12 protein-coding genes are annotated in these 15126 nt (G+C 50.1%); 3 read left to right on the top strand and 9 right to left on the bottom strand.

The genetic code is table 11. The features are described 5' to 3' along the window. Positions 1-239 precede the first annotated feature (239 nt). The gene (locus tag ACJJII_RS14465) at positions 240-1364 is read left to right on the top strand and encodes a M14 family metallopeptidase (RefSeq protein ID WP_282933459.1); all 1125 of its coding nucleotides are present in this window, start codon (positions 240-242) and stop codon (positions 1362-1364) included. A 205-nt stretch (positions 1365-1569) separates the two neighbouring features. Here ACJJII_RS14465 and ACJJII_RS14460 read toward each other — a convergent pair whose 3' ends face one another. Next, complete coding sequence (locus tag ACJJII_RS14460) at positions 1570-3090, bottom strand: MFS transporter (RefSeq protein WP_444916674.1); 1521 nt, start codon at positions 3088-3090, stop codon at positions 1570-1572. A gap of 298 nt (positions 3091-3388) precedes the next feature. On the opposite strand from ACJJII_RS14460, the gene ACJJII_RS14455 reads away from it, so the two are divergent. Together ACJJII_RS14455 and ACJJII_RS14450 are read left to right on the top strand one after the other, a co-directional pair. Beyond that, a complete protein-coding gene (locus tag ACJJII_RS14455) occupies positions 3389-4588 on the top strand; it encodes a phosphatidylinositol-specific phospholipase C domain-containing protein (protein WP_444916673.1) in 1200 nt (399 codons plus the stop codon). A 244-nt stretch (positions 4589-4832) separates the two neighbouring features. Continuing rightward, positions 4833-6584: a M28 family metallopeptidase gene (locus tag ACJJII_RS14450; protein WP_282933463.1), complete on the top strand. Its 1752-nt coding sequence runs from the start codon at positions 4833-4835 to the stop codon at positions 6582-6584. A gap of 184 nt (positions 6585-6768) precedes the next feature. Here the strand turns inward: ACJJII_RS14450 and ACJJII_RS14445 are convergent, their stop codons facing one another. From ACJJII_RS14445 to ACJJII_RS14410, 8 genes are all read right to left on the bottom strand, one after another. Further along, positions 6769-8406, bottom strand: a complete 1638-nt coding sequence (locus tag ACJJII_RS14445; protein ID WP_413665144.1) for an AMP-binding protein — start codon at positions 8404-8406, stop codon at positions 6769-6771. A gap of 150 nt (positions 8407-8556) precedes the next feature. Next, complete coding sequence (locus tag ACJJII_RS14440) at positions 8557-8892, bottom strand: SCP2 sterol-binding domain-containing protein (RefSeq protein ID WP_282933465.1); 336 nt, start codon at positions 8890-8892, stop codon at positions 8557-8559. Positions 8893-8973: 81 nt separating this feature from the next. After that, the gene (locus ACJJII_RS14435) at positions 8974-10767 is read right to left on the bottom strand and encodes an acyl-CoA dehydrogenase C-terminal domain-containing protein (RefSeq protein WP_282933466.1); all 1794 of its coding nucleotides are present in this window, start codon (positions 10765-10767) and stop codon (positions 8974-8976) included. Positions 10768-10945: 178 nt separating this feature from the next. Next, positions 10946-12016, bottom strand: coding sequence for an AraC family transcriptional regulator (locus ACJJII_RS14430; protein WP_444896680.1), 1071 nt, complete (start codon positions 12014-12016; stop codon positions 10946-10948). Positions 12017-12019: 3 nt separating this feature from the next. After that, positions 12020-12220 (bottom strand): hypothetical protein, encoded by a 201-nt coding sequence (locus tag ACJJII_RS14425; protein WP_282933468.1) that lies wholly within the window; start codon positions 12218-12220, stop codon positions 12020-12022. A 261-nt stretch (positions 12221-12481) separates the two neighbouring features. Continuing rightward, positions 12482-13867: a class II fumarate hydratase gene (locus ACJJII_RS14420; protein WP_444916672.1), complete on the bottom strand. Its 1386-nt coding sequence runs from the start codon at positions 13865-13867 to the stop codon at positions 12482-12484. A gap of 58 nt (positions 13868-13925) precedes the next feature. Next, positions 13926-14372 (bottom strand): DUF4399 domain-containing protein, encoded by a 447-nt coding sequence (locus tag ACJJII_RS14415; RefSeq protein ID WP_282933470.1) that lies wholly within the window; start codon positions 14370-14372, stop codon positions 13926-13928. A 252-nt stretch (positions 14373-14624) separates the two neighbouring features. After that, positions 14625-15059 (bottom strand): hypothetical protein, encoded by a 435-nt coding sequence (locus tag ACJJII_RS14410; protein ID WP_282933471.1) that lies wholly within the window; start codon positions 15057-15059, stop codon positions 14625-14627. Between the last annotated feature and the right edge of the window lie 67 nt (positions 15060-15126).

Raw genomic sequence — 15126 nt, 5'->3', positions numbered from 1 at the left:
CAGTAAGCAGTCGCCTGGGGTCCGACACCGGAAATTTCAGGGAGCAGTAGTCGTAGCAGGTGCCGCCAGGGATTGGCTAAAGCACGGTATCCTTATCGATGCCGTGCTTTTCTATTTCACTAAATAAAGGAGATTTCGTCCTATCGCACCCAAAATTGGCGAGATCCCCTACCTTTCTTCCTGGAAAATTCCCCCTACCGCTGTATCCTGCGCCCAAGAACAAGAGTGGAGCTCTCTACATGTATATCAGCAGCGCCTTTGACAGCGGCAATATCGAAGTTATCAATACCGACAGCAATCCAATTGAGCTAGCAATCCGTCAGGACAACAATTCTGACTTCTACCAATGGTTTCACTTTCGTCTGGAAGGCGATATTGGCACCAGCTATCCCTTGCGCATCGTTAATGCCGGCAAATCCGCCTACCCGGAAGGCTGGGAAAACTACCGCATCTGTGCCTCTTACGATCGTCAAAATTGGTTCAGAATTGGCGCCAACTACGACGGCAATACTCTGGACTTCACTGTAACCCTGGATGAACCCAGCATCTATCTCGCCTATTTTGCCCCCTACTCCTGGGAACGCCACCTGGACCTGCTCGCTTGGGCGCAGAGCCACGACCTGGTCAAACTGCAAACTCTGGGTAAAACCCTTGATGAGCGTGATATGACTATGCTCACGGTTGGCAACGCCGACACCGCGAAACATCGTGTTTGGATGATTGCCCGCCAACACCCAGGAGAGACCATGGCGGAATGGTTTGTTGAGGGCTTCCTGGAAACGTTGCTCGACCATGCCAATCCTACTGCGCAAAGCTTGCTGGCAGATACAGTATTTTATGTAGTACCCAATATGAACCCCGACGGCAGCGTTCGCGGGCATCTGCGCACTAACGCTGCGGGCGCCAACCTGAACCGTGAGTGGCTCAACCCCACAATGGAGCGAAGCCCGGAAGTCTTTTTGGTCAAGGAGAAAATGTTGGAGCTAGGAGGGGATATCTTCCTGGATATTCATGGTGATGAAGCCCTGCCCTATAACTTTGTTGCGGCTTGTGAAGGCATTCCCGGCTATGACGAGCGCCACGCCAAGCTGGAAGAGACATTTAAGCAAGCTTATGAGGCAGTCAGCCCCGACTTCCAAACGGAGCATGGATATGAGCTGGATAAACCCGGCGAGGCAAATTTGACAATTGGTACCGCCTGGGCTGGACATCAATTCCGCACCCTGGCTCTAACATTGGAGATGCCGTTTAAAGACAATGATGACCTGCCCGACTTGATCGAAGGTTGGTCTCCAGCGCGAAGCCAACAACTCGCTCGCGATATTCTTTTCCCAATTCGCGAAGTGTTAAAAACACTCAAATAATCTCTATACGGTGAACTAAATCACCGTTACCAGTAAGAGAAATTAATTTGAGCTGGGCTGTTTCAAACAGCAGCCCAGTTTTAGAGAGACTTTTCTTATTGCAATTATTGATTTATAAAAACCGAGTAGGCGTTTATTTTTGAGCCAAAAGTCACAGGACAGCCTCTATATTTCAAAGATTGCAGAGATCATCAAAACAACATCTCTAACTTTTCTTATTACACTGTGATTTTTTTAATAATACAGCTACAGCAACCAACAAAAGAAAAGTAAATACCACCAACCCCCACATCACCGACTGAAAAGCCTGGGCAAAAGCCTCATTAAACATGTTAGCGATGCGACCGTGCAGAGCAGCAGACACCCCCATTGCGCCACGCTCTATCCTTTCAGGGTTAATCAGCAATGCTTCGATATATTTTTCCAGTACACTGGTAATCTGCACCCCACTTTCCTGCAATTGATTTAGCAAACTCTGTTTTTCCATTATCCGGAATACAGTACCCACTACAGCCAAACCAAGTGCTGCGCCTATGTTTTGTATGCCCCACAACATTCCGGTTGCTATACCTGCACTATTAGGCGGCAAAGCGCCAATAGCGATTGGCGCTGTCGCACTAAATACAAACCCCCAAGCCACACCGAAAGGTATAAAAGCCAGCAAAAGCGTCGAAAAATTGGTATCCACTGAGAATTGTGTCATTACGATTGCCGCAATCAAAATACATATGACACCAATTAAGATTGGAGCCGCAGGTGCGGAATTAGCCGCCATTCTGCCCGCCACAGGAGATACCAAAGCCATTACCAAGGTAATAGGGAGCAAAATCAAGCCGGACATTACCGTTGTATCCTGACGTACAATATGCAAATAAAATGGTAATAAAAAGAAAGCAGAAATGAGAAATATCAACAAACTAAAATTGGTTAAAACACAAGCGGAAAATAGCGAATTCTTAAAATAGGCAAACTGGATCAACGGTTGCTCCAGTTTTCGCTCAACACGAAAAAGGGCAATAAAACTCAATATAGAAATAACCAGTAACAACAGTATCGGCCAGCTCAACCAACCCACTTGCGCCCCTTCAACTACTAACACCACTAGCGAACCCACACTAAGCGCAAGAAGTATCATTCCACGCCAGTCAATATAACTTTTTTCTTTATCTAAATTTTGCGGGCTCCGCATCACAAAAAGACCAAGCACCATACTAACCAACACAAAGGGGATATTAATAAAAAAGATCGACCTCCAAGACAAATACTCACATAGGACCCCACCCAATACCGGACCAAGAGCAAAGCCGACAGCCAATACCGACATCCACCATCCCATTGCAAATCCGGCTTCTTTTTCTACAAAAGTGTGGGACAGCAAAGCAATATTATTCGGCACGATTATGGCAATGGAGACACCTTGAAAGGCCCGCCAGACAATTAACCAAAGTGGATCCTCAGCCAACCCCGCGAAAAGGGAGCTAACTGCAAGTAATACCCATCCAATATTGAGCATCTTCAGGGAGCCCACAATATCCCCCAATCTCCCCATACTGGCCATCAGGATACATAGCATCAACATAAATATATTCATAACCCACTGGGTTTGAATAAAGGATGCACCTAAACTCTGCTGGATTGTCGGCAGCGCAATACTGACAATGGTGTAGTCCAACCCCAAAATAAAGGTGGCTGGAAAGGAGCCAAGCAAAACAACCCACTTATTCATTAGTCGCATAATTCCCCTTATGCAGCTTGTTAATTAAAGCAAGGAAAGACCCTGAATAATTTATCGGCATTTATTGCTGAGAGAGCTACACAACCCATCCATTATCAATAGAATTATGATGCCACCAGAAAACAACAAGAAACCAACCCTCTTCACATAGACAAAAAAGTCCAATTCGTAGTAAAAAGCAAAAATAATAAAAACGGTACCTTAAGGCACCACACACCAATAAAAATTAAAAAATATTCACTAGCGTCTACTGCAAAGGTAGCGTATCTACTTAGTCCGGAGAAAAATAATGAAACACACTATCAGACAGATGATCCTATCGATTCTATTTGTACTTTCCTTCGCCTCCCCCCCCCTTTGGGCCGATAGAATTTCTGATTTCCAAAACAGCTGGACAGGCACAGCCTTGGATCTACAGCGTCAAATAGACAACCACACTCCCATGAGTGAAAACAATATTTTGGGGACACACAATTCTTACAACTCAGAAGTGTATCGCGCCTGTAACTTCTCAGTGGGATGTCGCTACCTGGACCCTCAACAGGAGCATTCCATAAAAGATCAATTGCGCATGGGAGCTCGCTTTATAGAACTGGATGTCCATTGGACAACGAAAATGGAGAGCCTTTTTTCCTATCCCAAAAGATTACTTCTGTGCCATGGGCTCTGCAGTATCAATGACAAGTACGCGACTGAAGGATTTAACGAAATAAAGGACTGGCTAAATGACAGCGCCAATCAGGACGAAGTCATCATTTTATATATCGAGGACCACTCTGATGGGCGCCATCAAGATCTCTACAACCAAATAACCGATCGATTCGGGGATAAGATTTTCTACAGTGGCGGCTGCCAGAGTATTCCCAGTAGCCTTACAAAAAATGATGTGCTTGCTGCAGGGAAACAAGTCGTCGTGTGGAAAGATAGCGGCTGCTCTGGAAATGGTGACATGAAGAACATGGCCTTCACCGGATTAGGGGAAATCGGTCGAGTGTGGGAAGACAGCACCACTATTGGCACTATAGGAGAAATTTTTAGCGGTGGTATTGAACGAATCACAGCCGACGATGTGCGCAATGGCTTTGCTATAGGCCACAACATAATCAACCTCGATAATATGAATACGACCGATGGGCGCATCGCTGCAGCTATTTGGTCATGGGATCAGAATGAGCCAAATAACTTGAACAATGAGGACTGCGCTATGCAGTGGGGCAACGGGCGCTGGAATGATGCCAACTGCAGCAACCAATATAGCTTCGCATGTAAGAACACGGCTGACGGTAGCTGGCTGGTCAGCGCCTCAACAGGCCCATTCTCTTATGGTGCCGGGGTGTGCCAAGCACTGGGCAATGACTACGTGTTTTCCGCCCCCACCAATAGCCAGGACAACCAAGCCCTTAAAAGCGCCAAGGAAACCACTGGCTATGACAAGGTATGGATTAACTATCAGGACCAGATAACTGAGGGCCAGTGGCAGCACAATTAACCTCAAAAATCTCGACTTGAGGATTTAGGCTGGATAGGAGGCTAAGCCCGAGCCTCCTATCCAAGGCGAGTTTTATTGAAACCTCTCAAACACAAACCCTGTCACCATATTCAACTAAATTACCAAAACGGGAATATAGCTCTGGGCCCAGCCACACTCTACTCTCCACTGATCGCTGATATGTCGTTAGTTAAGACAAGATCAGGCATAATCTGCCTCCTAACAAGACTGTCAGGACAAAATTATGCGAATTCCTACCACCTGGCGCCGCCTTGGCTTGGCTATAGCCATCGGCGGTGTTATCAGCGGTTGTAGCAAGGGCAACGAAGAAGTCAGCTCACAAGCGCACTCCCATAAAGAACATATCGAGCACAGCACTGAAAAGCTCGATCTAGAAGCCGCTGAGAAGGCTCAAATTGATACTGTCGCCGCCGACCTGCACAAGCATGTCGCCGTATTGGCCTCCGATGAATTCGAAGGCCGCGCTCCCGCCAGTAAAGGTGAGGAGCTGACGGTAAACTATCTGGCAGAGCAATTTAAGGCGCTCGGACTTACCCCTGGTGCCGTAGATTCCGACGGTAACCCCAGCTGGTTCCAGGAAGTCCCCATTGTAGAGATGGATATTCAATCCACTTCCCTTACTATTCAGGGCGAGGGTGTAGGCCAGGTTCTAAAACCTATTGACGACATGGTCGCGTTTACCCAGCGGCAAACCAGCGCATCCAGCCTTAATGAAAGCGAATTGGTTTTTGTCGGTTACGGCATCGTAGCTCCAGAAAACAACTGGAATGACTACGCAGGTCTGGATATGGAAGGCAAAACCGCAGTCATTCTGGTGAATGACCCCGGCTATGCCACCCAAGATGAGGCTCTATTTAATGGCAATGCCATGACCTACTACGGTCGCTGGAGCTACAAGTTTGAAGAAGCTGCCCGTCAGGGCGCCGCAGGGGCCATTATTGTCCATGAGAATGGCGCTGCCGGTTACCCCTGGGAAGTAGTGAGCGGCTCCTGGTCTGGCGCCCAGGTAAGCCTTGAAGCAGAAAACAAGAATATCGATCGCGTGGCGATTGAGGCCTGGATCACCAACCAGGCAGCGAAGGATCTGTTCCAGGCAGCAGGTCTCGACTTGGCCGAAGAAATGGCAGCGGCAAAAGCATCGGGATTCAAGCCTAAGTCACTGGAACTCAAAGCCAGCATCGAACTCAGCAACAGCCTTGAGAAGTCCAACTCTCGCAATGTTATTGCTAAGTTACCCGGCAAAAAGTACGCAGATGAAACCATTGTTTACACTGCCCACTGGGACCACTTAGGGGTCAACAGAAATGCTTCTGGCGAAGACCATATCTTCAATGGCGCAGTGGACAATGCCACCGGCACCGCTGGACTACTTGCTCTTGCAGCCCAAGCAGTAAAAGAGGATCAAGCTGATCGCTCCCTGGTATTCGTTGCAGTAACTGCTGAAGAGTCCGGTTTACTCGGCTCCAAATACTATGCCGCCAACCCAGTTGAACCTCTGGAAAAGACGGTTGCCGGCTTTAACTTCGACGCTATGAATGTCTTGGGCCCCACCAAAGACATCACCGTCGTAGGCTTCGGCAGCAGCGAGCTGGAAAATCTCTTAGAAGCAGCCGCCAAAAAGCAGGGCCGCTATCTGGCTGCTGAAGAGCACCCGGAACGCGGTTACTTCTATCGTTCAGATCATTTCAGCCTGGCAAAAGAAGGCGTGCCAATGCTGTATTTTGATTCCGGTAGCGAAAACCATGAGCACGGCCGGGAGTGGGCACAATCCAAGGACAAGGAATATCTCAGCCAGCACTACCACAAGCCGGGAGATGAATACGACCCCAACTGGAACCTGAAAGGCGCTGCTATGAACTTGCAGCTGGGCCTGCAATTGGGCCTGAAGTTGGCAAACAGCCGCGACTGGCCCAACTGGTATGAAGGCAATGAGTTCCGAGCTATTCGCGACGCCAGTGCCGAAAGCCGCAAATAACTAAGCAGGATAAACATCCCGCTTTTCCTTGGTGGCACCTCCTCGGTGCCACCAAACTTCCCACCCCAAACATCAACTCTGCATTAGCTGCAGGTGCCTCTCCCTGAATCGAAACCAATAAAAAAAGCCCCACTGTCTCCAGCAGGGCCTTTTATGCGAATGAGCTCTTTAGCTAAATAGCGACTTAAGCAGCGCTAGTAGCCTCAAGCTTTTTCAACTCTTCATCGCGAAGTTCGCGGCGTAAGATTTTACCCACATTAGTTTTGGGTAAGTCCTCACGGAACTCCACATGCTTCGGCACTTTGTAAGCCGTCATATGCTCACGGCAGTAGGCGACAACTTCATCTTCAGTCAAAGATGGATCAGCCTTCACCAGGAAGAGCTTCACCTGCTCACCACTTTTCTCATCCGGGATACCGATAGCGGCAGCTTCAGTGACCTTCGGATGCGCGCTGATCACGTCTTCAATTTCATTGGGATATACATTGAAACCGGACACAATAATCATGTCCTTCTTACGATCTACGATTTTGATGTAACCATCATCCTGAATAACAGCCATATCGCCGGTATTCAACCAACCCTCACTGTCGATGGTATCCGCTGTCGCTTCCGGACGCTGCCAGTAGCCTTTCATCACCTGAGGTCCGCGCACGCACAGCTCGCCAGGAGAGTTGTTTGGCAGGTCATTGCCATTCTCATCGACAACCTTGACCTCAGTACCGGGAACAGGAACACCCACTGTGCCCAGCTGAACACCATCAGTAGGGTTAAATGAAACAACCGGGGAGGTTTCAGTCATACCGTAACCTTCCATGATCATACAGCCGGTCATTTCCTCCCAGCGCTTAGCCGTATCGCGAGTTAACGCCATGCCACCAGAAGCTGTTGAGTGCAATTTGCTGAAGTCCAGTTCAGCAAAATCCTTGTTGCGCATCAGGCCATTGAACAGGGTATTGAGCCCAACAAATCCGGTGAAACGCAGGCCTTTCAGCATCTTCACAAAACCCGGAATATCCCTCGGGTTGGGCACTAACAACGAGTGGTTGCCCGTGGAGAAAAGGCACATGCAGTGGATGGTAAATGCGTAGATATGGTAAAGAGGCAAAGGTGCAATATAGAACTCCTCACCTTCTTTCATACCACTGGCAAATGCGATACGAACCTGCTCCATATTCGCAACCAGATTGCCATTTGTCAGCATTGCCCCTTTGGCAACTCCGGTAGTACCGCCGGTGTACTGCAGAACCGCAATATCTTCTTTGGTGCGCTCAACATCCTTATGAGGACGCTCAGCGCCTTTTGCCATGGCATCGCGAAAGCTAACCTCATTGGCAAAAGAAAATTCAGGCACCATTTTCTTAACGTACTTTGCCACACTGTTGATCAAGGTACGCTTCAGCGGACTGTGCAGATCCGCAATCTCAGTAACAATAACTTGTTTTACATCGGTTTCAGCAACAACAGCAGCAGCGGTATCGGCAATATTTGCCAGCACAACCAATGCTTTGGCTCCTGAGTCATTTAACTGATGCTTAAGCTCGCGCTGTGTATATAGCGGATTGGTATTTACTACAACCAGACCTGCGCGCAGTGCACCAAAAACAACTACTGGGTACTGCAACACGTTGGGCAACTGGACAGCGATGCGATCGCCGGGCTTCAAGTCGGTATGATTTTGTAAATAAGAGGCGAATTTTCCACTCAGCGTGTCAATATCATTGATTGAAAGTGTACGCCCCAGGCATGTGAAAGCCGGCCGGTCACCGAATTTGGCGCAAGCGCCTTTAAAGACATCAAGTATGCTGCGATCAATGTCCAACTCTCTTCTCCCATTCCTGATTGTTGTCGTCGCTTGCCCACACCTTCCGTCTCCATAGGCGAAAGCTGCCATATCTCTTGGCGAGCGAGAATTTATTTATTGTTTGTAGTATCTTTGAGACGGTGAAAAAGAAGGGTTTAAAACCTCTCTTTACCGATCTCCCTCTTCACTATTCGCAGGAAATAAACCTGCCAATGCTGCGGCCAATTCGCGATTTCCAGAATATTGAACATCCCCCAAAAGGAAGGCGTGACGCCCACTTAATTGACCGTCCAATATAGCACTGAGAGTGCTGTTTTCCATTTCCAATGTTAGTTCTGGATTATCAGTCTGACCAAATTCGGAAATCACTTTGTAATTTTTAGATACTTCGGTGACATAAACATAGAAGTCACAGGCATCTGGCAGCCGGAACTGTACCCGAGCCAGCGGGTACGAACAAGCTAAGTGACACAGGCGCTCTTGAACTGAATCCGGCAATTGCATCGGAAATTCTCCGTTTAAGCCGCTTTATTACTCACAAAAAAACCGCCGGCATTTGCCGGCGGTTTTAATTTCAGAGCGGGATCAGAATGCAAAATGCTCGGCATCCAATTCCATCAAGTTGCCTGCTCCACTCAACATGGACGTTGCGTGGCTGGAAGTGCGAGGAAGGATACGCTCGAAGAAGAAACGCGCGGTAGTAATTTTCGCCTTGTAGAAATCTTCTTCTCCAGTGCCCGCTGCCAGTTTTTCATTGGCAACTTTAGCCGCCTGTGCCCACAGGAAGGCCAGCACGGTGTAACCGGAGAACATCAGGTAATCTACAGAAGCAGCACCTACTTCGTCTGGGTTTTCCATAGCTTTGCCGCCAACGTGCAAGGTCAGGTCGCCCCACTGTTTGTTCAGCTCTTGCAACTTAGCAACGAATGGCGCCAGTGCTTCGTTATCAATTTCCGCCTGGCAGAATTTGTGAACCTGCTTGGTGAAACCGCGCAGCAATTCACCCTGGGTCATCAGAACCTTACGACCCAACAGGTCCAGAGCCTGAATACCAGTGGTGCCTTCATAGATAGTGGAGATACGCGCATCACGTACGTTCTGCTCCACGCCCCACTCGGCAATATAACCGTGGCCACCGAAACACTGCATACCCAGGTTGGCAGATTCGAAACCAGCTTCTGTCAAAAATGCTTTTGCAATCGGCGTCAGGAACGCCAGCATATCGTCAGCGGCTTTCTTCGCGTCAGCATCGCCTTTGTGAGTGATATCAACCAGCTGTGCGCACTTAACAACCAGCATGCGGCCACCTTCGGAGAAGGCTTTCTGGGTCATCAGCATGCGGCGCACGTCAGGGTGAACAATAATCGGGTCAGCCGGGCCTTCCGGGTTTTTCACGCCGGACAGAGAACGCATTTGCAGGCGATCTTTTGCGTAAGCCAGGGACTTCTGGAAACCGATCTCGGAGTGAGCCAGGCCTTGCAGAGCAGTACCCAGGCGCGCAGTGTTCATAAAGGTGAACATATAGCTCAAGCCTTTATTCTGCTCGCCGATCAGGAAGCCTTTAGCACCGTCAAAGTTCAACACTGCAGTGGCGTTGCCGTGAATACCCATTTTGTGCTCGAGGGAACCACATACTACACCGTTGCGCTCACCGGCAGAGCCGTCAGCGTTCGGCAGGAACTTGGGTACAATAAACAGGGAGATACCCTTGGTGCCAGCAGGTGCGTCTGGCAGGCGGGCGAGTACGATATGAACAATGTTGTCAGTCATGTCGTGCTCACCGGCGGAGATAAAGATCTTGGTGCCGGTAATCGCGTAGGAGCCATCTTCATTTGGCTCGGCCTTGGTGCGCAGAATACCCAGATCGGTACCGCAGTGAGGCTCGGTCAGACACATAGTGCCAGTCCAGCTACCTTCAACCAGCTTGGTCAGGTAAACCTGCTTCTGCTCTTCAGTACCGTGCTCTTCCAGGGTGTTCATGGCACCGTGGGACAAACCGGGGTACATGCCCCAGGACCAGTTGGCGGTGCCAACCATCTCGCTCATGATAGTACCGAGCGAGGGCGGCAGGCCTTGGCCACCGTACTCAGGATCGTGGGGCAGCGCAGCCCAGCCACCCTCTACAAACTGCTGGTAGGCTTCTTTAAAGCCTTCCGGGGTAGTAACTTCACCGTCTTTCCAGGTGCAACCTTGTTGGTCGCCAATTTGGTTCAGCGGTGCAATAACGTTTTCACAAAACTTTGCACCCTCTTCCAGGATGGCATCCACGACATCAGGAGTAGCCTCCTCATATCCAAGTGACTCATAATGCTTTTCTGAGTCCAGCATCTCGCGCATTACGAAACGCAAATCACGCAGTGGCATTTTGATATCGGTCATCCTGATAACCTCAATTCGCTTATGTTTGGGACCGGAGGCAAAACCATCCAGTCATATTTATGACTAGTTTCTAAGATTGGTTCATCATAGTAGTAAGCAAGCAGCCCCCTCTATGGCCAAACCCGTCCAAAGCGGTGACAAATCGAGGCGAGAGGATGAAAAAAGGTGACTGGCCCAGTCAAATATCCAGGCCAGCTGCGGCGCGACCACCCCGGCGATACTCGCCTGGCGTAATTCCCGTCCACTTTTTGAAGGCGCGGAAGAAAGCACTGGATTCATCGAACCCAAGCATCTCTGCGATCTGCCCATTGGAAAGATCCGGGCAGCTCAGGTAGTGGAAAGCCGCTTCCATCCGACATTCGTCTTTGAGCTTCTGGTAGGAGGTGCCCTCCTGTTGCAGGCGACGACGCAACGTGGTGACCGACATATTGAGCCTCTCCGCCACCGCCTCTGCGGCAGGCATGGACTCACTCACATCCCGGTTCAAAATGGTTTTTACTTTGGTTTTGATACTATTGGCACTGCCGTCGCTGATCACCAGGTGATAAGGAGCGGTGCGAATAAAGTCCTCGACCATCTGCGGGCTTTGCACCACAGGGTATTCCAGGTAGCGGGTATCATATTCGAGCGCATTAAACGGCTGCTCAAATAACAACTCATTGGCCTCGCTTTGCGCGAGACTGCGAAACTCTTCCGGGCAAGCAAATGAGAAGTGCAACCTGGCCAGCGGAATCTCCCGCCCTGCCAGCCAGCAATAAAACCTGTGCCAAACCGCTAGAGTTGTACGCACCACACTGGGGCTCGTGTTATTCAGCAGCTGCTCAAACTCGCCTTTGGCCAGCGAACTGATCCCGCAAATTTCAACCCGCTCGCGCCCATGGCCACCTTCTCCGAGTACCGGCTTCACCTTAAAACCTCGGCAGATTTCCATAAATTCGGCACAAAGCGTAATCGCCTGGCGGAGGGTTGCACAATTCACCACCGCCAGACACAACAAGCGAAAAGACCCGGAACGGACCCTTCCACCGCTAAGCATGCCAAACCACTCATTTTGCGCCAGCCACATCACGCGCTGGTACAAGCGGCCGTACTTCACTGCTGAAAATGCAGACACTCCCTGCAATTCAGACTCATCGATATCGACAGAAGCTAAAAGCTCCTTGCGATCACACCCGTGTTTGGTCGCCTCTTCGAGCAGTCGCTCGAGGTAGGCGATAGGGATGCGAATATCCTCTTCCGTTGACGCCATCTATTATTTACGCCTGCGCAACCAATTCAATAAAGCCCCGCACCCAAACGCCAGAGCAATGATGACAAGCAATATCACCAATAGAAGAATGAAATAGGTGACAACATCCTTAACAGGCAGGTCCCAGCTGTAGACTGCCGCCACTACAAAGGCGACACAGGCGAGGACACTGGTAATAAAGGAGCGGCGACTTCTTTTAGCCATGACGATCTGGATACATTGATTTTCAAAACAGGTGAGACTGCCACATTTTGTGGCGCTACCATTGTATTGTCGGCACCCAGTACCGACGCGGCGTCGAATCGTGAGGGATTGGCCGGTTCCTGTCAACGCCGCAGGAGGCACCAATGAGCAGAAGAATGCTGGAACCAGAGGATCGAGCCACGCTGTTAAGGCTTTTGCACTGGCTTATGTGCCTGACAGCCATTATATCGTTAATACTGCTGGGAATCGCCTTTTTTGCCCCTAGCTAACCAACCCACCCTTGGCCAAATGGGCGGGATCTAACAATTCCTCAAGCGTTTCTCTATCCAGGTCCGTCATTTCAACAGCGACATCCAGCACTGGCCTACAGCTGGCATAGGCGGCCTTGGCAATCTCCGCCGCTTTCAGGTAGCCAATCACTGGGTTAAGGGAGGTCACTAAAATGGGGTTGCGGCCCAGGGTTCCCTCAATATGCGCCCGATTCACCGCGAAACTGGCAACGGCTCGATCAGCCAATAGGGTCGATGCATTCGCGAGCAGGTTAATACTTTCCAGCAGCGTACTGCCTACTAAAGGCAACATAACATTCAATTGAAAATTGCCGCTCTGTCCCGCCACGGTCACTGTGGTGTCATTACCCATCACCCGGGCACAAACCATAGTAACTGATTCGGCAATAACCGGGTTCACTTTGCCCGGCATAATGCTGCTCCCTGGCTGCAAGGCCTCCAGGGCGATTTCGGAGAGGCCAGCAAGGGGACCGCTGTTCATCCAACGCAAATCGTTGGCAATTTTCATCAGGGAAGCTGCCAACACCTTGAGCTGCCCGGACAACTCCACCGACGTATCCTGACTGGAAATTGCGGTAAAAAAGTTCTCTGCCGGGCGAAACTGATGGGATGTGTGGGCACTGATTTTTTGCGCGAACAGCTCGGCAAAATCCGGGTGAGCATTGAGCCCGGTGCCAATCGCCGTACCGCCTTGAGCCAGCTGGGCAAGCCGAGGCATTACCGCGCGAATTCTCTCCCGGCACGCTTCTATTTGTGCTGCCCAGCCTCCAACTTCCTGCGCCATTGTCATAGGCACTGCATCCATCAGATGGGTGCGGCCGGTTTTTACAATACTTTCAAGTTCCGTGGACTTGTCGCACAAGCCAGTGTGCAAATGGCGCAACGCAGGCAGCAGGGTGTCTCGCACTGCAAGCAGGGCTGACACATGGATTGCGGTAGGAACCACATCATTACTGCTCTGACTCATATTCACGTGATCATTGGAGCTGATGGTTTGATCACTGTGCTTTTCTGCGAGGTGGGCGAGCACCTCATTAACATTCATATTTGAGCTGGTACCAGAACCTGTCTGGTAAATATCGACGGGAAAATGAGTGGCATACTCCTCATCACCGAGACTGTCGCAAGCATTGATAATGGCCTCAGCCTGCGCTTTATCCAACAACCCCAAGTCCCGGTTGGCCTCCGCGGCAGATTTCTTTATCAGCACAATGGCGCGGATAAACTCTGCCGGCAAGCCGTGACCACTGACAGGAAAATTCTCCACGGCGCGCTGGGTTTGCGCGCCATACATCGCCTCAGTCGGCACCTGAACTTCGCCCAGGCTGTCCTTTTCAGTGCGGAATTCGCCACCCATTTCACTCTCCCCAGATGCGCTTAATGCATCGACAGAAGGTTATTTAGCCGCTGCAGCCCTACTCGACCACGACGGTAATTTTCTTGGACATCACAGGCTCTTTATGTGGCACATGCATATAGTTGCCCAGAACCAGTTGTAGCGTATGCTTGCCGGGTGGCAAGGTAACTTGAGTCTCGGTTTGCCCACCGCCAAAGTGAATGATGTTCTTACTCGCCGGCAAAGGCTTGCTCATATCCGGCATATCATCCACATCAATCAGCAGATGATGGTGGCCGGTATTCTCTTGATTGGTACCCGCCGGTGCCACACCCATACCAGACAAACCAAACTTCACCGTAAATGTCTGGGGCACCTTCTCTCCATCTTTCGGCGAGATAATATAGACCTTGGCATCTGCTGGGGCCTTACTGCTCATATCCATTTTGCTTTCGTGTTCAGACGCATGTAACAGCGGCGACAACATCAGTGCGCTGGCAAACAGCAGAGAACTGGATTTAATCATATGTATTCCTTCCTGATAGGGCGCCCAGATCGCGCCAATTCTTATAATCTGGCTTTACAGCTTCTCGGCCGCGGCACCTTGGTACCGTTCGGCAAAGACACTTTAACAGACCAAAGTTTCAGTTCCAGAGACTATCAGGGAATATAGTTGCGGAAAGAAAAAGAGAGATAGGATTTGTGACAGGGCTACTTATTTAAATCTGCTTTGCGGCAATTAGGCAAGAGAGGGCCCGGACCAACCGGGCCAGAAAAATCAGATACTCACCCGACCCTCTTGGGTCCATTCGCAGCGAACCTGCATATCGCCGCTGCCAGGCTCGTGATAGAGGCCAGCGGACTCCCAGCTGAAAGAGTGAACGCCGGAAAGCTCAGTTTCCAAATGCACAGTTGCCGAAACCCAATACATACTCTTCAGCAACTCTTCAAACTTCTGTATCCACAAATCCCACTCGTACTCTACCGCCCGATAGGAAGCGCCAAAGTGGATAACATCGGTTTGATACTGGGACTGCTTCACTTTAATGGTGGGAATAGCAAACATATCCCGGCACAGGAATGGCCATTCATCAGCACTGGGCAGGGCGAGCACAGCATTGCGGTTCACCCTGCGCCGATCGCTGCCGCCAGCGAGGCTATTGCTGTCTTTGATACATCCGTAAACGATGGATTCCTGATCGCCCTGAAGCATTAATTCCATTCCTTACCACAGTGCCACTGGACATCAGGTACCCAGGGCAAAACAGATCTAAGGCATC

Source organism: Microbulbifer maximicatervae (SeqCode) (assembly GCF_052467825.1).
Note: the sequence above shows the minus strand (reverse complement) of the source record. Positions and strands in the feature narration are given on the sequence as shown.